The 23,243-nt window shown below is 55.5% G+C and carries 23 protein-coding genes; 9 read left to right on the top strand and 14 right to left on the bottom strand.

The window, feature by feature from the left end; all coding sequences use genetic code 11:
• Positions 1-133: 133 nt before the first annotated feature.
• From KI367_RS07830 to KI367_RS07820, 3 genes are all read right to left on the bottom strand, one after another.
• Positions 134-1,420 (bottom strand): ABC transporter substrate-binding protein, encoded by a 1,287-nt coding sequence (locus KI367_RS07830; RefSeq protein WP_212948837.1) that lies wholly within the window; start codon positions 1,418-1,420, stop codon positions 134-136.
• Between the two features lie 170 nt (positions 1,421-1,590).
• Positions 1,591-2,427, bottom strand: coding sequence for a carbohydrate ABC transporter permease (locus KI367_RS07825; RefSeq protein ID WP_212948836.1), 837 nt, complete (start codon positions 2,425-2,427; stop codon positions 1,591-1,593).
• Positions 2,427-3,308, bottom strand: a complete 882-nt coding sequence (locus KI367_RS07820) for a carbohydrate ABC transporter permease (RefSeq protein WP_212948834.1) — start codon at positions 3,306-3,308, stop codon at positions 2,427-2,429. Before KI367_RS07820 ends, KI367_RS07825 begins: the two co-directional genes overlap by 1 nt.
• A 153-nt stretch (positions 3,309-3,461) precedes the next feature.
• Here KI367_RS07820 and KI367_RS07815 point away from each other — a divergent pair, with 153 nt between their 5' ends.
• Positions 3,462-5,267, top strand: coding sequence for a cache domain-containing sensor histidine kinase (locus KI367_RS07815; protein ID WP_212948872.1), 1,806 nt, complete (start codon positions 3,462-3,464; stop codon positions 5,265-5,267).
• Positions 5,267-6,880: a response regulator gene (locus KI367_RS07810; RefSeq protein WP_036708906.1), complete on the top strand. Its 1,614-nt coding sequence runs from the start codon at positions 5,267-5,269 to the stop codon at positions 6,878-6,880. Before KI367_RS07815 ends, KI367_RS07810 begins: the two co-directional genes overlap by 1 nt.
• Positions 6,881-6,993: 113 nt before the next feature.
• On the opposite strand, the gene KI367_RS07805 is transcribed toward KI367_RS07810, so the two are convergent.
• On the bottom strand, positions 6,994-7,683 hold the full coding sequence (locus KI367_RS07805) for an oxidoreductase (protein ID WP_036708902.1): 690 nt from the start codon (positions 7,681-7,683) through the stop codon (positions 6,994-6,996).
• 230 nt (positions 7,684-7,913) lie between these two features.
• On the opposite strand from KI367_RS07805, the gene KI367_RS07800 reads away from it, so the two are divergent.
• The 5 genes from KI367_RS07800 to KI367_RS07780 are packed head-to-tail and all read left to right on the top strand — an operon-like array spanning position 7,914 to position 11,964.
• Positions 7,914-8,321: a GntR family transcriptional regulator gene (locus KI367_RS07800; protein ID WP_036708729.1), complete on the top strand. Its 408-nt coding sequence runs from the start codon at positions 7,914-7,916 to the stop codon at positions 8,319-8,321.
• Positions 8,318-9,031: an ABC transporter ATP-binding protein gene (locus tag KI367_RS07795; RefSeq protein ID WP_036708726.1), complete on the top strand. Its 714-nt coding sequence runs from the start codon at positions 8,318-8,320 to the stop codon at positions 9,029-9,031. Before KI367_RS07800 ends, KI367_RS07795 begins: the two co-directional genes overlap by 4 nt.
• On the top strand, positions 9,031-9,795 hold the full coding sequence (locus KI367_RS07790) for a hypothetical protein (protein ID WP_036708723.1): 765 nt from the start codon (positions 9,031-9,033) through the stop codon (positions 9,793-9,795). The genes KI367_RS07795 and KI367_RS07790 overlap by 1 nt, the downstream gene beginning before the upstream one ends.
• An 11-nt stretch (positions 9,796-9,806) precedes the next feature.
• On the top strand, positions 9,807-10,778 hold the full coding sequence (locus KI367_RS07785; protein WP_246536748.1) for an ABC transporter ATP-binding protein: 972 nt from the start codon (positions 9,807-9,809) through the stop codon (positions 10,776-10,778).
• Positions 10,779-10,821: 43 nt separating this feature from the next.
• Complete coding sequence (locus KI367_RS07780; RefSeq protein WP_212948833.1) at positions 10,822-11,964, top strand: ABC transporter permease; 1,143 nt, start codon at positions 10,822-10,824, stop codon at positions 11,962-11,964.
• A gap of 174 nt (positions 11,965-12,138) precedes the next feature.
• Here KI367_RS07780 and KI367_RS07775 read toward each other — a convergent pair whose 3' ends face one another.
• The 4 genes from KI367_RS07775 to KI367_RS07760 all read right to left on the bottom strand — a co-directional run bounded on the left by KI367_RS07775 (position 12,139) and on the right by KI367_RS07760 (position 16,540).
• Entirely contained in the window at positions 12,139-12,441 is a 303-nt protein-coding gene (locus KI367_RS07775; RefSeq protein ID WP_212948831.1) for a hypothetical protein, read from the bottom strand.
• Positions 12,442-12,612: 171 nt separating this feature from the next.
• Positions 12,613-14,151, bottom strand: coding sequence for an HD domain-containing phosphohydrolase (locus KI367_RS07770; RefSeq protein ID WP_212948829.1), 1,539 nt, complete (start codon positions 14,149-14,151; stop codon positions 12,613-12,615).
• Positions 14,152-14,348: 197 nt separating this feature from the next.
• Positions 14,349-15,038: an ArsR/SmtB family transcription factor gene (locus KI367_RS07765; protein ID WP_212948827.1), complete on the bottom strand. Its 690-nt coding sequence runs from the start codon at positions 15,036-15,038 to the stop codon at positions 14,349-14,351.
• Positions 15,039-15,553: 515 nt separating this feature from the next.
• Complete coding sequence (locus tag KI367_RS07760; protein WP_212948825.1) at positions 15,554-16,540, bottom strand: polysaccharide deacetylase family protein; 987 nt, start codon at positions 16,538-16,540, stop codon at positions 15,554-15,556.
• Between the two features lie 123 nt (positions 16,541-16,663).
• Here KI367_RS07760 and KI367_RS07755 point away from each other — a divergent pair, with 123 nt between their 5' ends.
• Positions 16,664-17,002, top strand: a complete 339-nt coding sequence (locus tag KI367_RS07755; RefSeq protein ID WP_212948822.1) for a L,D-transpeptidase — start codon at positions 16,664-16,666, stop codon at positions 17,000-17,002.
• Between the two features lie 88 nt (positions 17,003-17,090).
• Here the strand turns inward: KI367_RS07755 and KI367_RS07750 are convergent, their stop codons facing one another.
• Both KI367_RS07750 and KI367_RS07745 read right to left on the bottom strand, forming a co-directional pair.
• Positions 17,091-17,459: a sensory rhodopsin transducer gene (locus KI367_RS07750; protein ID WP_036708709.1), complete on the bottom strand. Its 369-nt coding sequence runs from the start codon at positions 17,457-17,459 to the stop codon at positions 17,091-17,093.
• Between the two features lie 103 nt (positions 17,460-17,562).
• Complete coding sequence (locus KI367_RS07745; RefSeq protein WP_212948821.1) at positions 17,563-18,300, bottom strand: glycoside hydrolase family 73 protein; 738 nt, start codon at positions 18,298-18,300, stop codon at positions 17,563-17,565.
• Positions 18,301-18,599: 299 nt separating this feature from the next.
• Between KI367_RS07745 and KI367_RS07740 the strand changes: the two genes are divergently transcribed.
• Positions 18,600-19,154, top strand: coding sequence for a GNAT family N-acetyltransferase (locus tag KI367_RS07740; RefSeq protein ID WP_246536747.1), 555 nt, complete (start codon positions 18,600-18,602; stop codon positions 19,152-19,154).
• 79 nt (positions 19,155-19,233) lie between these two features.
• Here the strand turns inward: KI367_RS07740 and KI367_RS07735 are convergent, their stop codons facing one another.
• From KI367_RS07735 to KI367_RS07720, 4 genes are all read right to left on the bottom strand, one after another.
• Complete coding sequence (locus KI367_RS07735; RefSeq protein WP_212948819.1) at positions 19,234-20,733, bottom strand: SulP family inorganic anion transporter; 1,500 nt, start codon at positions 20,731-20,733, stop codon at positions 19,234-19,236.
• A gap of 483 nt (positions 20,734-21,216) precedes the next feature.
• Complete coding sequence (locus KI367_RS07730; RefSeq protein ID WP_212948817.1) at positions 21,217-22,095, bottom strand: DUF4097 family beta strand repeat-containing protein; 879 nt, start codon at positions 22,093-22,095, stop codon at positions 21,217-21,219.
• 141 nt (positions 22,096-22,236) lie between these two features.
• Positions 22,237-22,521, bottom strand: a complete 285-nt coding sequence (locus KI367_RS07725) for a YolD-like family protein (RefSeq protein WP_212948815.1) — start codon at positions 22,519-22,521, stop codon at positions 22,237-22,239.
• 124 nt (positions 22,522-22,645) lie between these two features.
• Positions 22,646-23,116, bottom strand: coding sequence for a 2-thiouracil desulfurase family protein (locus KI367_RS07720; protein ID WP_036708700.1), 471 nt, complete (start codon positions 23,114-23,116; stop codon positions 22,646-22,648).
• Positions 23,117-23,243: the final 127 nt, after the last annotated feature.

Below are 23,243 nucleotides of genomic sequence, written 5' to 3'. Positions count from 1 at the left end.
GATGCACATGATGCCGATTCCTTGCGTTTACCGTAGTTGTGACGCCTTTGTACGGATGCCCGGGATGGAAAGAGGCTCCTTTCGAATGTTCAAAGGGAGCCTCCTCTTATCGGCCGATGCCGCTTCGTTCTTTTTATTTTTTCAGGTTATCCCATGTTTTTTGGAAATCCGCCAGCAGCTGGTCTTTGTCCGATTTGCCTGCAATATAGCTTTGCATGCTCGAACCGAATTCATTCCAAGCGCCTTCAGGGAATCGGGCGAACTGCCAGCTGAGCACTTTGTTTTCTTTGCTGTATTTCAGGATTTCCGCGCCGAGCATGCCGAGATCCTGTTCCGTCGCGTCGATGCTCTTGAATGCCGGGATGAACTTGAATTCCTTGGTGATGTAGTTTTTGCCTTGATCGGACGTCACGAGCCAGTTCAAAAATTCCTTCGCGTCGTCTTTGACTTTGGAGTTTTTGTTGACGACCCAGTTGTTCGGCACGCCGACGAGCAGCTTGTCGTTTTCTTCCGCGTTATCGCTGATCGGCATCGGCAGGAGTCCGATGTTCATGTTCGGCGTAATGCCGTCGATTTGCACCTGCGTCCAGTTGCCCTGCTGCGTCATCGCGGCCTGGCCGTTTGCGAACATGGTCATTTCCGTGTTGTAGTCGGTCGTCAGCGGGTTTTTGTTGCCGTATTTCAGCGTCAGGTCAAACAGCTTCATCAGCCCGTCCATCTGCGGGTTGCCTGCGAATTTTTCCGTCCCCTTGTTCAGGCCTTCGATATAAGCGCCGGGGTCCTTCTGATGGGAAAACGCTACGTTCAGCGTATGCTGTCCCAAAATCCAGCCTTCCTGGTAGCCGTTGACGAACGGCGTGATGCCGGCATCCTGCAGCTTTTTGGCGGCTGCGTCCAGCTCCGTCAGCGTTTTCGGCGTTTCGGTGATGCCCGCCTTTTTGAACAGGTCCTTGTTGTAGACGAAGCCGTAGCCCTCAAGGTTCATCGGCATGCCGTAAATTTTGCCGTCTTTCGTGATTTGGTCTTTGGACACGTCCACCATGTCGCTGACCCATTTTTCGCCCGACAGATCCTCAAGCTTGTCCGCCCAGGTGTTCAGGTCCGTATACCCGCCGACGTTGAAAATGTCGGGTTCTTCGCCGGACGCGAATTTCGCTTTCAGGGCCGCGCCGTAGTCGGAACCGCCGCCGACCGTTTGGATATCCAGCTTGATGCCGGGATGGCTTGCCTCGTAATCGGCCTTCAATTTATTGAGCGCTTCCGCGATTTCGACTTTGAACTGGAAAATATGAATCGTTTTGGTGCCGCCTTGCCCTTCGCTTCCGCCGTCGGCCGTTTTGTCCGTTTTCGAGCCGCAGCCCGCCAGAACAACGGAAAGCGCAAGCATCGAAGCAAGCGTGATTTTGGAACGTTTTTTCATGAATGAGTCCTCCCTTTTTGCGGTGTGAACCGAAATCCTGCCATGTTTTTATCTTTGTAATCGTTTACTTCTTCATTATAAAAACCGGCGTCGCCAATGAGCACTTACGATATTGATCAAACAGGGGGAGCGGATTGACCTGTGAAGCCCCGCCCCGTTTCATGCATCCATCAGCCCTTGACCGCGCCCTGCGTAATGCCCTCCACGATATATTTCTGCATCGCCAGGAAAAATATGATGACCGGCAGGATGCCGAGCACAAGCGCCGGCAGCGCCAAGTCCCACTGTTTCGTGAACTGCCCGAAAAACGCGAACGTCGCGATCGGAATCGTCCGCAGATCGGCGCTTTGCAGCACCAGGGACGGCAGCAGGTAATCGTTCCAGATCCACAGCGTATTTAAAATGATAACCGTAACGAACATCGGTTTCAAAAGCGGCAGCACGATCCGGAAAAAGGTGCCGTAGGTGTTGGTGCCGTCCACCCGCGCGGCCTCCTCGATCTCCAGCGGAATCGACTTGACGAACCCGTGGAACAGGAATACGCTAAGCGGCACGCCGAAACCGAGGTAGCTCACGATCAATCCCGGTATGCTGTTCATCAGGCCCAGCGAACTCATCACTTTCACGAGCGGGATCATGATCGATTGGAACGGGATGACCATCGCCGCGACGAAAACGGCGAACAAAAACCGGTTGAAACGGCTGTTGTGGCGCACCATCCGGTACGCCGCCATCGCGCTGAACAACGCGAGCAGCAGGTTGCTGAACACGGTGACGATCAGCGAGTTTTTGAAGGCCGTCGGGAAATTCGTCATGTCCCATGCCTTGGCATAGTTATGCCATTCGAAGCTTTTCGGCCAGCTCGCGGCATTCGTGAGCAGATCGCCGAACGTTTTGACCGAATTCACGAACAGGAAGTAGAACGGAATCAGGAAGAGCAGCGCGATGACGACCATGACGATTTCGGTCGCAAGCGTTCCGAAGCGGTATTTTTTGGATACTTCCATCAGGATTCAACCTCCTTCGATTTCGTCAATTTCACCTGCAGGCTCGTAATGACCGCCACGACGACGAAGAATATGATCGCTTTGGCGGTGCCCAGCCCGTAACGGTTGTTCTGGAACGCCTCGTTGTAAATGTTCAGCGCCACGGATTCGGTCGAGCGGAACGGCCCGCCTTTCGTGAGCGACAGGTTCAGGTCGAACATTTTGAAGGACCAGGAGATCGCCAGGAACAAGCAGACGGTAACGGCCGGCATGACCAGCGGCATAATGACCGTTTTCAAAATTTGCAGCCTGCTGGCCCCGTCGATTTCCGCCGCTTCGATGATGTCCTTCGGAATGTTGTTGATCGACGAAATGTAGATGACCATCAAATAACCCGCGGTTTGCCAAACGAACACGATCACGATGCCCCAGAAGGCGGTCGTCGCATCGCCAAGCCAAGGCAGATTGAAGAAATGCCAGCCGGTGGCGCTGCCGACCGCGGCAAACCCTTTGACGAAAATAAACTGCCAAATGAAACCCAGCAGCAGGCCGCCGATCACGTTCGGCATAAAAAAGACGGTGCGCAGCACGTTGCGCGTCTTCAGCGGCTTCGTCAGGAAATAGGCCAGGAAAAATCCGAGCAGATTGGTTAAAATAATGCCGATTACCGTAAAGCGGACCGTAAACCAGAAAGCCTTCCCAAAGTCGGGATCTTTCGTTAATATTTGTTTGAAATTGTCGATGCCGACCCAGGTGACCTCGCCGGATACTCCATTCCAGCTCGTGAAGGAGTAATAGAGGCCCAGCAGGAACGGAATCACAATAATGACGGTAAAAAAGAGCGTGGACGGCCCCACGAACACCAGCTGCTGAAGCAGCCCGGACGTTTTTTTGCGATTCATCCCGATTCTCCCCTTTGCAAAAAATACTCTGACTGTCTGTAGGTTAAGTATGGAGGAATGCGTTTACAAAAAAAACGGAGGATCGTGAACCGTTAGGGGGAAAATATTGATATGCCGAAAAGAGGCCATTATGTAAACGAAAGGGACAAACCGATGAAGTTCCGCAGCATCCGCTCGCGGCTGATCCAGTTCATGCTGCTGGCGACGACCATACCGCTGCTGCTGTCCATCAGCATCACGTATATCCATACGAAGGAAACGATTAAGGAGCAGGCGCTGGAGGAAAACCGGCATTTGATTTTTCAGGGGAAAACGAATCTGAGCAATTATTTGGACAATATCAACAAGGCTTCGCTCGTCGTGTATAACGACGCCAATTTTTTGCGGAACCTGCGCAAAATTCCCGAGGATTACCGCGCCGTGGCCGAGGTGTTTACGCTGCTGCAAAACATACAAAACACGGTGAGCGGCATCGAGCGGATCTACCTGCATGCTTCACAGTCCAACCAATCGACGCTCGTGACGCCGGCCACCTTTCCGAAAAGGGAGTTCCGTCCCGTGCCTTACGTCAGTACCGTGCCGTACGAAAAATTCACGACCGCCGTCGAGCCGACCCATAACAGCCATGATTATGGTTTTCCCCCGTCGCCGACCTCGTATACGAAGCGCCAGGTGTTCACCTTCCACCGGACGATCACCAACATCCCTTCGGAAAAGGTGCTGGGGGTGCTGGCCATCGACGTCAGGCTCGATTCGGTTGCGGCCATTTGCGAACAGCTGTTTAATAAAAAGAACGAGCAGCTGGTCATCGTCGACCAGGGAGGCAGCGTCATTTATTCCGGCAACGACGAGCAAATCGGCCAAAAGCTGCAGGATCAAGCCGTGCTTGACCATATCGGCCAAAACGTCAGCGGCTATTTTGAAATGAACGGCGCGATGCATGTGTACGAAAAGATGCAAACGCCTTATACCGACTGGACGATCATCAAGCGGATCCCGAACGCGACGCTGTATGAGCGGGCCACCGAGCTCACGAAAATCAACACGGTGATCGCCGTCATCGCCCTGCTCGTGATCATCTTCGGCACGCTGTTCATTTCGGTGCGCATCACCGAGCCGATCAAACGTTTGACGAGCTACATGAACCGGATCCAATCCGGCCAGCTGAACGTCGATATCGATTGGAGCAGCCGCGACGAAACGGGCATCATGTTCGCCAGGTTCAGGCAAATGATGGATACGATCAACAACCTCATTTTGCGCGAATACAAGCTGGAATTGGCCAACAAAACCAATCAGCTCAAGGCGCTGCAGGCCCAGATCAATCCGCATTTCCTATACAACACGCTGCAGTCGATCGGCACGCTGGCGCTCCATCACAACGCGCCCCGGATTTATGCCCTGCTCACATCCCTTTCGAAAATCATGCGCTACAGCATGAACAACAACGACGCGCTCGTCACGCTTCAGGATGAAGCGGAACACGTGAAGCTGTATCTTGATTTGCAAAAGGAGAGGTTTGGCGATCAGCTGGAATTTTCGCTCCATCTGGAGCCGGACACGCTGGGGGTACCGGTGCCGAAAATGATTTTGCAGCCGCTCGTCGAGAACTTTTTCAAACACGGGATGGACAATCCGGAAGGCGGGAAAGGAAAACTCGCCATCATAAGCCGGATGGAGCCGGCAGGCGTCCTCACGGTTACGATCGAAAATAACGGGGAGCCGATTCCGCCCGACGTGCTAAGCCGCCTCGCCGCCGGGCTCGAACGCCAGCAAAACCGGACGCAGGCCGACGGAAACGGGGAGTATGGAATCGGGCTGCACAACGTCATGATGCGCCTTCAGCTGTACAACGAGCACGGATCGGCGCTGCATATCGAAAACATGGAGCCGCAAGGCGTCCGGATCATCGCCCGAATACACACCAAAGCGAAATATACGAAGGAGACGAACGAATGATGAAGGTTTTGATAGCGGATGACGAAAAGCACGTGAGGGATGCGATCAAAATGCTGGCCGATTGGGACGAACATGGCGTGACGGGCATTCTTGAAGCGTCCGACGGGCAAGCGGCCGTGGAGCTCATCGCGGAGGAATCCCCGCAAATCGTGATGACCGACATGCGCATGCCGAGGATGGACGGCACCAAACTGCTCGAATGGATCAAGGACAACCGCCCCGACGTCAAAACGATCGTCATCAGCGGATACGACGATTTCGAGCTGGTGCGGCACACGATCCGGAGCGGCGGCCTCGATTATATTTTGAAGCCGGTCGATCCGGATGCGCTGAACGAAGCGCTGGAAAAAGCCGTGGAGGCCGTACGGAAGGAAGCGCTGCAGGACCGCCTCAGCACGCGCCAAAACATGGAACTCAACCGGATGCGGCCCCATTATGCGGACAAGCTGCTGACCGACCTCATCGGCGGCCCCGGCGGCAAAGAGGAACTGGCCCGGCAGCTCCGGGACGAGTTCGGCCTGCCGGATTCCGCGGGCTCCTGCCGTGCCGCCGTCATCAGCGCCGCCCAGCTCGATCACGAGGTGCTGGATAAATTCGGGCAGATGCCGGAGCTGCTGTACTTTACGCTGATCAATATCTGCAATGAAGTGCTGCTGTCCGGACAAAAAGGCATCGCCTTTCACCATTTGGGACGCCCCGAGGAAATCGTCATGCTGCTATGGGACGAAACGATGCCGCATCAGGCCGTCCTTGAAAACATCCGGCAGGGAATCGACCTGACGCTGCACCGTCAGGTGCATATCGGGGCCGGATCGTGCCTGCCTTTTCCGCAAGGAACAGCCGCTTCCTATCAGGAGGCCCGCCTGGCCCTGTGGCGGCGGAACGCGTTAAGCGGTTCCGGCTGGCTTCACGCCGACGCGCCGCAGCCCCCGAAACCGCTTCGTCTAAGCTCGCACGAAGAGAGCTTCCGGCTGGCCGCGCTCAGCGGCAGCGCGGAAAAAATCGGTGCGGCGGTGGACGCCTGGATGAGCCGGGTCGGGGAGCTCGGCGCGGTGACGCCGGAGCAGCTCGAGCAGTGGAATGCCGAATGGGACTGGATGCTGAAGCAGTGGATGGACCACAACGATAGCCCGTCCCCAGATGGACCCGAAAAGGACGCGCTGCTCGAGCTCCCGCGGTCGCTTCCGCTCGACCCGCAGGGAAGGCTTTCCTTCCCGCTCTGGAAAGCCCAATACGAAGGCCGGCTGACGGCGGCCAGCCGGATGCTCACGCAGCGGCATTCCCGGGAAAACCACATCATTTACGACATCGCCGCGTATTTGGAAAACCATTATGCCGAGGATATCTCGCTGCAGGACATGGCCGCCCGCTTTTTCCTGAGCCGCGAATACATCTCCCGCCGCTTCAAGCAGGAATTCGGCGTGAACATTTCGGATTTCCTTGCGGGCGTGCGCATCGAAAAAGCGAAGCTGCTGCTGCTGAACCCGCAGCTGCGCATCGCGCAGGTTGCCGAAATGGTCGGCTACCAGGACGAAAAATATTTCAGCAAGGTCTTCAAAAAGCAGGAAGGCCAAACCCCTAACGAGTACCGGAAGGAGCAGGCCGTGCGCTGAGTCTTCCCCTCATTCCGCTTGCTGATCGGCGAAAAAACAAGCGTCCCTCGGATCCATGACGGATCCCGGGACGCTTTGTTTTATGCTATCGCTATCAAAAGAGCGCGAGGGCTTCAAGCATTCACGCAGCCATCTTCCGCCTCCATGCCAAGCACGCGAATCACGTCGTTCGGGTATACATGGACGCCGGCCGTCCCCGTTAAAGCGATGTTTACCATGGCACGCGCAAGGGTCCTAGCCGGCATCGCCCGGTATTTGGCCGCCCTGCCCCGCATGAGGGGATCCAGGCTTTTCATGACCCAGGCCCCTGCCGCCTCGCCGAAGCGGAATTCGTTTCGCTCGCCGAGCAGCAGCGACGGCCGAAACAAATGCACGCCCTGGATGCCCACGGAAGCCATGGCTTTTTCGGCCTCGCCCTTGACCCGGTTGTAAAAGATTTTGGAATTGGGATCGGCCCCCATCGCGGTGACGGCCAAAAACTGCCCGGCGCCTTGACGTTTCGCTATTTTCGCCGCCCGCAGCGGATATTCAAGGTCGACCTTGCGGAATTTCGCCTGCGATCCCGCCTTTCGGATCGTCGTGCCAAGGCAGCAAAACACATCCCTGACGCCCCGGAACGTTTCCGCATGATCCTCCAACGTCTCCAAGTCGATGATCGTTTCCCGCAGCTTCGGATGGCGAACCGCCAACGGACGCCTCGTCAGCACGACAACGGCGTCATAGGCTTCGCTGCGCAGCAGTTCCGCAACCAGCTCTCCGCCCACAAGCCCCGTGGCGCCAAGCACCAATGCCTGCAATCCGATCTTCCCCACCCCGCTTTCTAAGTCATCCTTTTTTCCTCATTCTACCTGTTCCAGGTATCCGGTTTCAACAGGCCCCCGCCTGTCCTTTCCCACCCGGAAGCAGACTGTTTTTTGCGTTGGATAAACCCTCCATTTCAAAAAAACAGGTTCTGCCTATTGTATTAAGTGTATTAAGTGATATAATACACTTAAATCACTAATCGTACTTCGGTACGGTGGGAGGAACCTCTATGGAAGAACAGCAGGTTGGCTCGCTGCATTTTCAGATCGATTTCAGTCAACCTTTATATGAACAGATACTGGACCAAGCCAGAAGCGCAATAGCAAAAGGAGAGATTGCTTTGGGAGAAAAAATGCCATCGGTCAGAGAGCTCGCGCAGGAATTGCGGATTAATCCGAATACCGTGATGCGGGCCTACCAGGAGCTGGAACGGGACGGATTGACGGAGAAACGCCGGGGTCAAGGCACGTTCGTGACCTCCTCCGCCGACAACGTGGCCTCCTTTCGAACGGCTCTGGCCGCCAAATATATCGACAGTTTCATGGAGCAGATGGAAAACCTCGGACTTTCATGGGAAGACATCGAGAAATACGTCCGGGGGAAAAAAGATTCGGGAACGGGAGGAGACGGTTTATGATCCCAAACATTGTGGAATGCCATCAGGTAACGAAGCGTTACGGCCAAAAAATCGCGCTGGACCGGCTTGAACTTGCGATTCCCGCGGGAAGGATCACCGGCATACTGGGCCCGAACGGCTGCGGCAAATCGACTTTATTCCGTACGTTGACGGGCATGGTGAGACCTGACGAAGGACGGGTCGAGGTGCTGGGGAAAACGCCAGGCTGGCGGACGAACCAAAGCATCGCCTATCTTCCCGACCGCGCCCGATGGTATCCGAATCATACGGCCCGGCAAGCGCTCGAATGGGGAAACTCTTTCCTTCCCGGCTTCTCCATGGAACGCGCGATTCAGCTCGCGGATGAAATGGAGATCGACCTCGACATGCGCGTAGGCGGCATGAGCAAAGGCCAGGAAGCGCGGATCATGCTCATTTTATGCCTCGCGCGGGACGTGGATCTTGTCGTGCTCGACGAGCCGTTTACAGGGATCGACGTCATGTCCAGGGAAGCGATCGTCGCCAGTCTGATCGATTTTCTGGAAGAAAGCGAGCAGTCTATCCTGATCAGCACCCATGACATCCAGGAAGTGGAGGGGCTGTTCGATTACACGGTCATGCTGAAGGAAGGCCGTGCCATCTGGTCCGGCAATTCCGAGGATTTGCGGGCGGAATACGGCTCGCTGCGGAACGTTTTCCGCAAATTGTACGCGAAGGAGTGGAACGATTAATGTTTTCCGCAGTTTTCCGTGATTTGGTACGGCACGAGTTTAGAAGCAAAGGAAACTGGAAAAAGCAAAACCGGACCCGCATTCCCCGGGGTTGGTGGAGGGCCTACTTTTTATGCATCCTGGTCGCCATGATCGGTACCGCTACCTATTTCGCCCTGCGGAACGATCTTCAGGTTAATGCCATTTGGAGCATTACCCTGGGTTTTCCATACATCGTATTTTTTCTTGGATTCGGGTCCGTCAAAAACGAATGGGGCAACGAAACCTACGGCTGGTGGCTCACGATTCCCGAATCCCGCATGCGGCTCATCGCCGCCAAATGGCTGGGCAGCTGGCTGAAGGTATGGGCAGCGATCCTGATGCTATTTGTCATCGCGTCCGTATACGTCATGATTCTTTCCTTCACCATTCCCTACTACTCGTTCGAAACGGCCCGGGAGTTTATGGCAACCGGCATCCAATGGCTGTCGCTAATCGTCACGCTGAGCCCGCTGATCATCGCGGCCGGCATCCTGATGGGCATTCTTCAACACACCGTCATCCGTCCTTTGGCGCCGATCCTGTGGGTTGTTTTCATGGCGGCCCTCGGCCTGACGTATTCCTTGACGGACATCGTCATTCCCGAATCAAGCTTTTCTCCGCAGCAAAGCCTTTGGGTTTCTTATCCGCTGGAGCTTCCGGCCATCGTCGCGGTGGACTGGATCCTGGCCTTTGCAGTGCTTCGGATCACGGCGTTTTTGCTTGAAAAGAAACTGGATTTATAGGAGGAAAAAACATGGTTCAAACGATTCATCCGCCAAAGGCGGCTGACCACGATGCATCTAACAACGAGTATATGCTAGAAGTCAAAGGGCTGCGAAAAGCGTACGCCAAAAAGCAGGCGCTCGAAAACGTCACTTTTTCGCTGAAGCCCGGCACCTCGTTTGGTTTTCTTGGCCCGAACGGCGCCGGCAAATCGACGACGATGAAAATATTGACGGGCATCGTCAAGGCCGACAGCGGCACCGCGAAGCTGTTCGGCAAAGATGCCGCCAGCGAAACGGATGCCGTCGCCAAATATATCGGCTACGTTCCGCAGGACATTACGCTGTACGAAAAGCTGACCGCTTACCAGAACCTTGAATTTTTCGGGGAAGCCTATGGGGTCAAAGGCAAGGAGCTGAAGCAAAGGATCCATGAGGTGCTTGCCAAGACCGGGCTTCTCGAGCGGGCAAACGAGGCGGTCAGCACCTTCTCGGGCGGCATGAAAAGACGGATCAACATTGCCGCCGCCCTGCTCCACCGGCCCAAGCTCCTTATTCTCGACGAACCGACGGTGGGGATCGATCCTCAATCGCGCAACCATATCTTCGAGATAATCCGCGAGCTGAACCGCGAAGGCGTGACCATCATCTACTCCACGCACTACATGGAAGAGGTCGAAGCCCTTTGCGACGAAATCGCGATCATGGATCAGGGCACGGTCAAAGCGATGGGCCCGCTGGGCCAACTGCTTGAGCAATACGGCCAAAAAGCGATTTATCTGGAAGTTCCCGGCTTGACCGAACCGCCTCAAGATCCTTATATCGCCTCCTCCCGCAAGGAGGGGTCCGGATGGCTGCTGGAGACGGAACAGCCTTCGGCCCTTATGCAGCGTCTTTTGCGCCAGGCTTCGCAGCAGGCATGGGACGTCAAGCAGCTGGAAATCGTCCGCCCTTCGCTCGAAAGCGTGTTTTTGAAGGTCACCGGAACGGCGCTTCGCGACTAACGAACATTCGGTTCCAAACTTTGAACAAAGGAGATTCCCAACGATGAGATCGATGATTATCAAAGAGCTGCGGCTCATAGGCAAGGATAAAAAAAGCTTCTTTTTTCTCCTCTTGATGCCGATTATTTTTATCGTCATGTTCGGTTCCGTCTTCAATCAGGGCGAAGGCGGAGCCTCCGTGACGCTGCGTACGATCGATCAGGACCAGACCGCCGCGTCCAAGGCGCTGATCGGCCAAATGAAAGGCATCATGGACGTGGAACAGCTTCCTGCGGATGACGTAAGCGGGCAGCTCGACAAAATCAAGCAGGGGCAATTCTCGGCCATGCTCGTCATCCCGAGCGGATTCGAGCAGGCGATGAAGTCGGGGAAAGCGGCTGACGTCAAGCTGTATCAGGACCCGTCCGCCCAGATGGAGGTCGCTCCCATCCAGGCCATTCTCGGCAGCATTTCCACCCAATACCGCGAGCAAAAGCTGACGGACCTGCTGATCGCCAAAGGCGAATCCCAAGCGCAGGCCGAAGCGGCTCTCGCCTCCCCGATCCGGATCGAAAACGTGACGGCGTCCGCCGATAAGTTCAGCGTGATTGATCAGGTCGTGCCCGGCATGACGGTCATGTTCGTCTTTTTCATCATGATCACGATGGCCCGCCGCTTTTTCGAGGAAAAGAAAACCGGACTGCTGTCGCGCATCCGAACGACGCGCATCAAACCGCTGCATTATTTGCTCGGCATGTGGTTTCCGTTCGTTTTGACCGTCATCGCCCAGTGCGTCATTTTGTTCGCCTTCGGCCATTTCGTATACGGCCTGGCGCTGGGCGACGTCGCCGCGCTCGCCGTCATCGTGGTATCCCTCAGCATTGCCGGCACGGGCATCGGCCTGGCCCTCTCCTTCCTCGTGCCGGGCGAAGGCGCGGCCATGGTCATCACGCAGGTCATTTCCATGGGGGGCGCCATGCTGGGCGGTTTGTGGGTCCCTTCTTATCTCCTGCCGAAGGCTGTGCAAACGGTCGGCCATTTCCTGCCGCAATTTTGGGCGCAGCATTCGCTGCAGGATATTATCGCCCATGGCGCACATCTAGGGGACGTATGGGGCGCAGCCCTCATTCTTCTCACGTTCGGTTTGGCCGGACTTACCGTGGCCATGCTCAGACTGCCGGGTTTTCTCCGTTCGGCGGCCAACTAGCGTCGCCGACCGAGGCCCCCGATAAAAGACAGCGGCCAACGCACTTCCCAAGAAAACGGGCCGCGTAGGATGGAGGTTCCCCCAAGAAGCAAGAAGCTTGCAACAATGAAGGGCTGTCCCGCCGATTTGCCGGCAGGACAGCCCTTTCGCTTGATCCCTATCATGCTCTTTGAGTCAAAATACGCTTACGATGAAAATGGCAACACACGCAAACCCGATGAGCGCCACCGTCTTTGCCCCGGACAGTTTCGGTTTTTCCGCGGAACGGTAAAACCGGCGCTGCCCGAACCAATTGCGGTGCAGCACATAAAGAACCGTCAAATTCGCGGCGAGAAACAGCAGCATCTGGATCGGCGCCAGCTCCTTCCCGTCCGTCAGCGGCCTTTCGACGGCCCCCAAAGCAAACAATCCCACGGCCAAAAACATGATGCTGCGCAGCGCTTCAAGCGTCCACGCCGCAGCTTTTCCGATCCCCATATCGCCCGCCTCCGCCTTGATCATTTTTCAATCCAGCCCGTTTTGTTTTCGCTCAAGGATGTCAAACGGCACCCGATACGTCATGGCGCCGCCTCTTTGTTGACATTGTATCAAAGAAGCCTGCCTCTCCACAAGAAAACGCCTGCCGTTCCGGCAGACGTTTTCTAGCCTTCAGGCCCCCCATTTGGGAATCGAGGGCAGCTGTTTTCGCATATGGTCCACAAAAACCTTGGCGAACACCGGGTCCCACTGGCTTCCCCGTCCTTCATCCAAAATGGACAAAGCGATGGACGGCGCCATGCCTCTGCGGTAAGGGCGGTCGGAGGTCATCGCGTCATAGGCGTCGGCTACGGCGATGATCCTTCCGAGCACCGGAATCTCTTCCCCGGCGAGCCCATCGGGGTATCCTTTGCCGTCGTAACGCTCATGATGCGAACGGACGCCCGGAAGCAGCGGCGCCATCACTTCCTTCGGTTCGATCTGGAGCAGGATGTTTTCTCCAAGCTCCGGATGCGCTTTGATCTGATCGAATTCTTCATCGGTCAGTCGTCCCTCCTTCAGCAGGACGGTATCGCGAATGCCGATTTTGCCGATATCGTGCAGCAGCGCCGACTTCCGGATGATCGCCAGTTCCTCGGAGGACATGCCGCACAGCCGGCCGATTTTTTCCGAATATTCGGCGACGCGCAGCGAGTGGCCCGCGGTGTACGGATCGCGCGCATCCAGCGCTACGGCAAGCGTGACGAAATAACTGTCCAGCATGGCCCGGCTCTCCTTTTCCCGCATTTCCAAAGCGCTGACCATCATGTTGAAGCCGGTAACCAGCTTGGAAAATTCATCGGAATATACGTTCTGGACCTTGGTCAGCCGCCCTTCCTTAATTTCGTTCATCGCATCGTACAGCTGCGAAATCGGGCGCTCGATGTCTTGGGTGATCAGCCTCGCCCCCATGTAAACAAAAGCCGAATCGATGAGCAGGATCAGCCCGGCCCAGCCCCAGTAGTTTTGGAACATGCCGCCGTCGAGCTGCTCCAGCCGGATATGCGCGGCAAGGCTGAACAGCAGCAGCGGCAAGGTGCCCATCAGTATGCCGCTGACCAAAAATTTGGGACGGATCGACAACAACACATGGTCATCGGCATCCAGCTCCACCCGGAACTTTTTTTCGGCGAGCATTTTGAATTCGATCAGCATCGGTCGGATAGCCGCCGTCGTCAGGAAAAAATCCAGCATCGCATGCATCCCGGCCACCAGCAGCGCCCCCAAAGCCGCCACCAGGATATAAGACCCCGGAAAGGTCAGCAGGCCTTCGTGCAGCATCCATGCCGTCAACAGCAGCGCCGGAATCGAGAAGCTCAGCTGATGCGGCACCAAAATCCGAAAGACGGTCAGCAGCGGCAGCCGCTGCGTTTGGATGAACGCTCTGCGAAGCACGTCCAGGCTTGCGCCCGCGGCAATCCCCTCCCGGATGGAGCGGATATGGCGGTTAAAAAAAATCCATTCGGCGGCCCCCATGGAAACGAGCGAAACGAGCAAAACGAATGCAAGGCGCTTATACTCCCCCGGCGCGATGCTCAGCGTCGCCGGCACGATGGCGATGCCGACGACGAGAACCGTAAGCAGCAACCCGATCAAATAATTGCGCAGCAATTTGCCCAGAAACGACCGGTATACCTTCCGCGTCTCCAAGCAAGAAGAATCGGTATTCATACAGCAAAGCCTTCCTTATTCGTAAAATGGCTAGTCCAATACTACTATCATTATCGGACGAAAGAACGGAATATGTGACAATAACCGCAAGAAACATCCCGCTTTCGGAAACATTTTGTGACAAAGGCAAAAAAAAGCCCCGCCAAGCGGGGCAAGCATGAAAATGTATGACTTTTTTCATAGGATCACTTTAAAAATCATTTCCATTCCAGGTGGAAATATCTCTTGATTCCCTCCCTGCCCTGTTCGGTTACGACGACCGCCCGGCCGGAAGCCGCCCGTTCGATCCAGTTCATGTCGAACAAACGGGCAACGATCGCTTGGCCCAGGCTTCCCGCCAGATGATGCTGCCGCTCGCTCCAATCCAGGCAAATTCGGCCGAACGACCGCCGCTCCTTGCGCAGCGCAGGCAGATCCAACCCCAAGTCGGCAAAAAAACGCCCGCCGGCCGTCGTCACGACATATTCGCCGTCGCCTTCTTCGATCCACCCCTGCTCGAGCATGGCCCGGGTCAACCCGACGCCCAGCTTCCCCGCCAGATGGTCGTAACAGGTTCTGGCCTTGCATAAGGCCTTCATCTGTTCGGATTGGCGCAGCGACCTGATTTCGGCGGGCCGGGAAATCGAGAGCAGCGTCTCGAGCGCCCGCGCGATTTCTTCGTTCGCCAGTTTGTAATAACGATGCCGTCCGTGCTTCTCGGCGGCAACCAGCATGCCGGAAGCCATTTTCCCCAAGTGAAAGCTGGCCGTCTGCGGGGTTACGCCTGCCGCAAGCGCCAATTCGCTGGCCGTATGGAAACGGCCGTCCATCAAACTCGTCAGGATCGCCGCCCGGGACGAATCCCCCAGAAGAGATACCAGTTCCGCAAGGTTAGGATTTGCGCTCATGTCCGTTCCTCCCTCAAACACATTCATACTTCGATTTTAATCGAAACGTTAAGGTGTTGCCATCCCCCAACCAACCCATTGTCCACTACAATCCAGAATACTTTTGCATAATCCTGGTTTTTGTGATATAGTATAAGAATGTACAATTTCATTTAACCCCTTTTACGTTCCTCGCAAGAAGAATAACCCTTCAGATCCATGCAACCTTCATTCGGATCGACGAAGCATTAAATTCCTATTTTGAATGACCCTAACGAAGTAAGAGTTTATGAAAGACGCATTCTGATTCACACTGGCGCGGTCATCGGAGCCGCAAGGACAAAAGAGAGGCAGGGCTTTTGTTGTTTTGGAAAGGTCATTATTCTGTTTACCGACAAGAATACTTAAGGAACCGGCTGCAGTCTGCCATGTTCGGGCTGTCAGGGGTTAAATAATAGACGGCGTCATGCTGCGCCTGACAAAATACACAGAACCCCCGGGAGCTGCCCTTCGCAGTCTTCGGGGGTTCGTCCATTTTAGAGGTGATAGCCTTTGATCGGCGTTTTGACCGGGGCGCCGCGCTTCATGTATTCAAGGAGGGTGACCGGATTGTTGTCCATGCCTCCCGCGTTGACCCGGTAGCCGATATACTGGCCCGGGCCGTTGATGCCCGGTTTGACGGAGAACGTCACCTGAACGCCGAGCTTGCGGCAGATGTCGATCACGGGTTTGGAATAACCGCCGTACGGAAACGCCAGGATGTCGCGGTCATTTCCGATTTTGGCGCGTAAAATTCGATTGGATAAGTCCAGGTCCCGCGTGACCCTCCGCGTATATTCTTCCCGCGTCTCGACATGGTGCAGCGTTTTGTTGTCTTCCGGCCCCATCAGCATCGGTTCGGCACGGTCCTTGTTTTTCCCAAACATCCGAATATAACCGTAAGCATGGGAGTCGTAGGTGTGGCTGTAAAAATCGATTCCCTTGCGGTGCATCTCCTGCACTTGCTGCCAATTGAGCTTCGGCAGTCCCGGATGTTTGGCGTTGCCGATGGTCGCGACGATCAGAAAATTGGTTGCTGGCGCGCGGTACTCCTGCAGAATGGGGAAAACATGTTTGTAAAACGTCTCGTAGCCGTCGTCGAACGTCAGCAGCACCGCGTTGTCCGGCACGGGGCGGCGTTTCCTGATGAAGTCGGCGTATTGCTCCATCGTGATCCAGTGAAAGCCGTTCGCCTTCATCGCATCGAGCTGCTGCCTGAATACGGCCGTATCCAAGCTCTTGATGTCGGTGGGGTGGGGCTGCACGTCGTGATACATCAGGACGATCACCTTATTTTTATAATAAATGGCGTTTGGCGTCGGCCGGGTCGAGAAAAAGCCGTGAACGCGGGCCGCTCCGGCCCCTCCCTTAAGCGGGGTCCGCGCCGGATGGTAAACGTACGGGCCCTCTCTCCATAAAAACAACACAGCGATCAACAATAAAATGCCGAAAGTGCCGTACGATAATATTTTTTTCCGGTGCATGGCTTGCTTGAACTCCTTTATTGCTAATGATGGCAAAAGCTTTATTTTTGGATGATTTTCGCGCTTGTCCGGTGATACCTTCCCTGCATAATAAACATACTCTGAAAACAAGGAGTGATGCAAATGCCCAACTATCGGATCATCGTCGACCTTTCGGACCGCAAGCTGCATTTGCTGGACGAAAACCGGGTCGTGAAAACCTATCCCGTCGGCATCGGCAGAATGGTAACCAGCACCCCGACGGGCGAATTTACGATCATCAACAAACAGGAAAATCCGGGCGGGCCGTTCGGAGCGTTATGGATGGGCTTGTCCAAACCGCACTACGGCATACATGGAACCAACGATCCGGCTTCGATCGGCCATGAAGTGTCGCATGGATGCATCCGGATGCACAACGAGGATGTGCTCGAACTTTCCTCTTACGTGCCCGTCGGCACGCGCGTGACGATCCGGCCCTAGCTTAAAGTCCCGCATCATGCCGCCCGAATAAACAAATCCCTGCAAGAAACTGCCGTTTCCGCAGGGATTTGTTTTTAGAGCCGATAGGCTAGTCTTTGACCGGATACGCCATGACGCTCATCAGCGCGTTTTCGGCTTGCGTGGAATCCAGCCTGCTGTACTGCACATACACGGGACCGCTGCTGACGACTTCCATGGCATAAGGCACGCCCTTGGGGATCAACCGTCCTTCCGCTTGCAGCGACGCGGTTCGGATATGCTTCGTTCGTTGGCCCGGAACGGTCGTCTCCATGCCGAGCAACGGCTCGCGGTCCTCAAAAAAAGCGTTGACGGTAACCGTGACGTCTTCCCGGTTCAAATTCAGCACGCATATCGATTCATGGCTTTCCAGTCGTCCGCTGCTGTCCGGCGGAATGTACCCGTCCGGGATGATCCACTGCAATTCGCCTTTGGGCATGATGGTTTACCTCCGCTTTCATCAGGTATTGATCTACCCATTCTGCGGATGAAACCGATATTCCTTCCTATTTCCGTAAAAAACGCTTTGCGCCGCAGGTTGTTTATTGCCGGGAGCCGTCCGCGTCCGGGCCGTCGGGGTTGACCCGAATTCCCTTTTCGTGCCGGTATTGAACGACGAGCTGCCGCCAAAAATCATAACTTCCTTTTCCATCCGAGATATACGGCTTGTAAAAGTCGTAAGCATCCTGCGCCCAAACCGGGCAGGGCATATTCAGCAGGATTTCCTGCTGCTTGATCCAGGCGGCTTGCTGCGCGACCGTTGCCTGCAGCGCTTGGAACGCCGCCTTTTCTTCTGGGGTCATGGGTTCGCCCTCCTCCTTTTTGCGATCATAACGATACAAATCGTACCGGTCCATGAGTTGCATCAGCTTTTCCGCATAGTTCGGATCCGTCGCATAACCGGCTTTCGCTACCGCTTTTGCCGCCGTTTTGCCGTCCGCATGCAACGCCCCGCTGTACCGCCGGTCCCCGGCAACCCCGTTCAGGATCAGGCGGGAATGGTCTTGGATGGACTCCTCCCAGCTATGATACTTTCGGAAATAAGCAAACATCTCCACCCAAGCGCCCCTTACATATTCCGAGGTCGGCATACGGATGCTCCCGGCGGGTCCTTCGCCTTTGATGCCGAACAAATTATTCGCTTGCGCCGCAAGGCTGCTTGCCCCCCATGCCGATTCCAGCGCCGCCTGGGCAATCGTAAGGGATGCGGGGACTCCCGTCTTCGCCTGGTCCGCAACCGCAAGCGGAGCTATTTTGGCGATGAACTCCTCCTGTTTCACCTAAAAACACCCCCTCTTCGTTCTTGCAAATATGACATTTGGAACCCTCCTCATACCATTCAATGCCGACCGGCTTCAGGCGGCCTGTACGGCCATACCTTGCCCGAATCTCATACAAGCCCTTTTCGTGACGGATGGAACGTACGCCCTCCCGGCGGCATGCGGCGCATGTATTGCTTAAAGCCGCGAACTTTTTTAAGATAACAGAAGCAATAATCCCGAAAACGAGCATGCAAGCCGATGGCGAACGTGTATGCTCTATATACGCATCTTATTGGTTACGGAGGGGAGAGATGAATATGAACGATATGAAATGCCGCATCATTCGCGGCGAAGTCAAGCCCGGAATCCGCGCCGTTCAGGCGGGAGCGGAAGATAAAGCAGCGGTGAACGGCCTGATGGTACAAGCCGCGGCCTGGCTGCAAAGCAAAGGTTCCAAGCAATGGCACGAGCTGCTTGCGGGAGAGGACCGCCACGGCGTGCCCGAAGCGATCGACCGCGGCGACGTATTTATATTCAAGAAAGGCGAGGCGCTCGCCGGCATGGTCATTCTTCAGCAACACGCCAGCGCGTGGGACCGTTCGTTATGGGGGGATGAGGGGCATGAATCCTCCGTTTACCTGCACCGGCTTTGCATCAACCGGGACTTTGCCGGCGAGCAGCTTGGCAGCGCCATTTTGGACTGGGCGGTAAACGGCATCCGTTTTCCCCGCAAGGATCGGATCCGTTTGGACTGCATCGCCTCCGTGCCGGCCCTCAACCGCCTATATAGCGGGGCCGGGTTCGAGTATCGCGGACCGGCCCCGGGAGCTTCGTTCAATCTTTATGAAAAGCGGGTACCGGCCGCAGATTAACGCACGGAATAAGCCATGCCAGGACACAAAAAGAGGCGGCCTCCTGCCAAAGGAGAACGCCTCTTCGTTGATTTCGCCGCTATGCGGATGAATCCAGCGTACGGCCGGTTTTATCCAGAATGACCCGGCTTTCTTCATTGAGTCCTTGTACGGTAACCCGTTTGCCGAGCGCCTCGTATTTATCGATCACTTTGGTGAGGGCGCTGGTTGCCGATTGGTCCCACAGATGCGACCCCGTAAAGTCGATGACGACATGTTCGGGATCCTCGTGATAGGCAAACAGCTGGGTAAAATGCGACATGGTTCCGAAAAACAGCTGCCCATGGATACGATATATTTTGGCTCCCTGCCCGGTTCGTTCCGTGGAGGCATGGATCCGCGCCATTTTCCAGCCGAACCGCAGCGCGCTCAAGATCACGCCCGCCACGACGCCAAGGGCCAGATTCGAAGTCGCCACCACGATCGCCACGGTCACGACCATCACGATCGTATCGCCGATCGGCACCTTATGCAGCGTCCGCAAAGAATGCCAATCGAACGTTCCGACGGACACCATGATCATCACGCCAACCAGTGCAGCCATCGGAATCACCTTGACCACGCTGCCAAGGGCGATAATGAGAAACAGCAGGAACACGCCGGCCACCAACGTCGACAGCCGGGAACGGCCGCCGGATTTTACGTTGATCACCGTTTGTCCGATCATTGCGCAGCCCGCCATGCCTCCGAAAAAGCCGGAAACGATATTGGCAATGCCCTGCCCTTGGATCTCGCGGTTTTTGTCGCTTCCCGTCTCGGTCAGCTCATCCACCAGATTCGCCGTCAGCAGCGATTCCGTCATTCCGACCACCGCCAGCGCCAGGGCGTACGGCAATACGGTTATGAACAGATGGAACGATATCGCGACCGACGGAATATGAAAGGACGGCAGCGTCTGCGTGATCGTCCCCATGTCGCCCACCGTTCTGACGTCCGCATGCGTCAATACCGAAATCACCGTCATCACGATGATCGCCACCAAAGCCGAAGGAACGGCCTTCGTCAGGAACGGGAACAAATAAATGATGAGCAGCGTGCCCGCCACCATCAGATACATGACCCAGGTCGCGCCGACGAAGTTGGGAAGCTGCGCCATAAAAATGACGATGGCCAGCGCATTAACGAAACCGACAATCACCGGCTGCGGCACGAAGGTAATCAAACGACCGAATTTCAGCGCGCCCATCACCCACTGCAATATCCCCGTCAATATGGTCGTCGCGAATAAATATTCGATGCCGTATTTAGCTACGATCGGTCCCATCAGGGAGGCCATGGCGCCCGTCGCCGCCGAAATCATGCCCGGCCTTCCGCCGACAAACGAAATCGTGAAGGCGATCAGGAAAGATGCGTACAATCCGACCATCGGATCCACGCCGGCCATCAGGGAAAAGGCGATCGCCTCCGGAATGAGCGCAAACGCCACCGTCAAGCCGGATAAAATATCTTTTCTGACATTACTAAAGAAACCTTGTTTCAAGCCATTCAAAAACAAAGAAATAATTCCCCCTATCCTATGTTGTGCCGAGCGTCCGTACATAATCCGAAAGAAAGCATATAAACAAAATGATAGCTCCCCACTCTCAGGTTCGCCGGGTCCGATTTTCACTGATCATTATTATAAACATAAATTGAATCGATCCCAAAATGCCATGTAAGCGATTAAATACGGCGTTTGCTCTCCTATCGTCCCGATTCCTTGTTCTTATCTGCCATCCCCCCCCGCAATAAATGAGCTTTTTACCTGCTGTTTCTATCACGAAACATCTCAAACCTTTTGAATATATTACTAGAAACGAAGATGTTATAAACATTTTCGTTTTCCGCCAACCTCATGCTTCACCCATCACTCCCCTTACTTGGCAAAAAGCCTGCGGCCCCCGCTCATCCGCAGGCTTTTTGCATGGCTTCAAACAACCAAGGCAAACGAAAAAAGCCAAACCCTGCCTCTCTCGCGAGGTGCATGGATTTGGCTTGGCCGCAAAACCGCTGTACATACGTATCAACGAAACGAATGATTCCCTTACTCGACGGTAATTTCTCCGGCGGAGGTCTGAAGCAAAATCTCCGCTCCTCCCCCGTTAAACTCCCGTTTTCCGTCCGGCACGCCGGTGACCGCCCCAAGGTCGCTTTCCGCCTGAAGCGTATATTTCATCGTATCGGCAAAGGAGGCGCGGATGCTCCCCACATCGGTCCGGGCCGTCAGACTGCCGCCTTCCTCGATCCCGTTCATTCGGAGCTGCAGGCTTCCGGCATCGGCTTCAATCTCGGACGAACCCAACGCGTGGCCGTCTAGCACGACGATATTCCCCACATTATTGCGGATTCGGTAGTTCCCTTTAAACCCTTCCACGTTCACTTCCCCGACGTCGCTCGCGATATCGATGCCCGTCACCGATCCGGGAACTTCGATTTCATAGTCGATGACGAAGTCGGAATAGCCGTATTTGGATTCCGCCCAATCCCATAAATTCCGTTCCGGGTCGTCTTTCGGGCTGGTTGCGAGCCTCAGGTTGCCGCCCTCCGGAAGGAACGAAGTCTCCGCTTGTTCCGCCAAGTTTTCGTAAGACCTGTCTTTCAAAAACCAAATCGTCGTCTTCACCTGGACCGCGTCCCCCGCCACCGGCACGAGGCGAATGTTTCCGACCTTATGCTCGATGCGCAGCACCGTCTCTGAGCCGGATTCATGCTGAGCCGTTAACTCGAGCGGTTTACCGCTCCGCTTGATTCGGTCCGCCATCCCGGAAGCGGCGTTGCCGATCGAATCCCCCGCGGCGGCCGTAACCTGCTGCAGGTCCTCCTTAACGGATTGCGCGGCTTCGTTAACGGAAGCGCAGCCCGTCAAAAGCAGCCCTGAAAGGATCGCCCCGGCCGCTGCCCACTGATATGATCTCTTCATCATGAGTTCCCTCCGATACCCCTCTGGTTATATCTGGTACTCATTATACGGGTCGGAGGCGCCACTCGCGCCGAGCCTGAGACTAGTCGCTCCCTGGACTTTGGTCTGGGAGGGGAGCCGACCTGGCCGCCTGGATATGAAAGTTTAGACGTGCACGGCCCGGATATCCTCGAATCGGATCCACTGCCAGTCATCTTCCTCGCGCAGTTTGATTTCCTTCAAATATGTATTGACGACGGTCACAAAACCGCGCAGCTGGCGGCTTCCGTTCGGCGTGTCGACCGTCATGCCGATTTTGACGTGCGCTTCGAGCGAATGCGTAAGCTCGCGTTCGATGCTTGCCCAATCCTGATGCTCCTTCTCCGGGCGGGATGCCTCCTTGCGTTCCGGCTCCGGTGTCATCAAAGCGGATGGATGCGGTTTGTTCATCTATCATCATCTCCCGTTAATCAAATAAGAACACACGTTCTTATTATACCCCAAATCATTCCCTTTTGGCAATGTGAAATAACTCCCGGCAAAGTCTGACTCCGCCGCCGTAAATGCATTCGCGTCATTCGCCGCGAAGCCGCAAGCGTTCAAGAAACTGCTCTTCCGAGATGACCTCGATGCCTTCCCGCTGCAGCAGCGCGGCCGTCACTCCGCTTCCGGCCACTTTGCGGTTTTCAAACTTGCCGTCGTAGATCATCAAGCTGCCGCAGGAAGGACTGTATTCTTTCAACACGACCAGGCGGGCACCCAACCCGCGTATCACCTCCAGCGCCGCATAAGCGCCCTTGACGTACATCTCGCTGACGTCCCTGCCCGATTTTTCGATGACCCGGGCTTGTCCGTCCAGCACGTCGGCACCGGTTCCGCCTTGAATTTCGGCCGGCTCCCGCGGCGTCGCGAATCCGCCCATCAGCTCCGGGCAAACCGTCACCGCCTTTTTTTCCCCGACCAGACGCCGAATCGTTTCATCCAAGCAGTCCGTTCCGTTATATCTCACTTTCAATCCTGCCAGGCAGGAACTGACCACGATCATACCAATCACTCCTTAACTTCATTATACAAGACGAACGGCCTCGATGGTCAGGTTCAACAAATTGCTTTCTGAGCGCACCAGCTGGGCCCGGGCCAACAGCAACAAAAAAAGCGCAAGCCCACTTTCG

It is taken from the genome of Paenibacillus cookii (assembly GCF_018333375.1).
In the GTDB taxonomy this organism is placed as follows: domain Bacteria; phylum Bacillota; class Bacilli; order Paenibacillales; family Paenibacillaceae; genus Paenibacillus_AQ; species Paenibacillus_AQ cookii.
The sequence above is the reverse complement of the archived record's forward strand: the minus strand, read 5'-3'. Positions and strand labels throughout refer to the sequence as shown.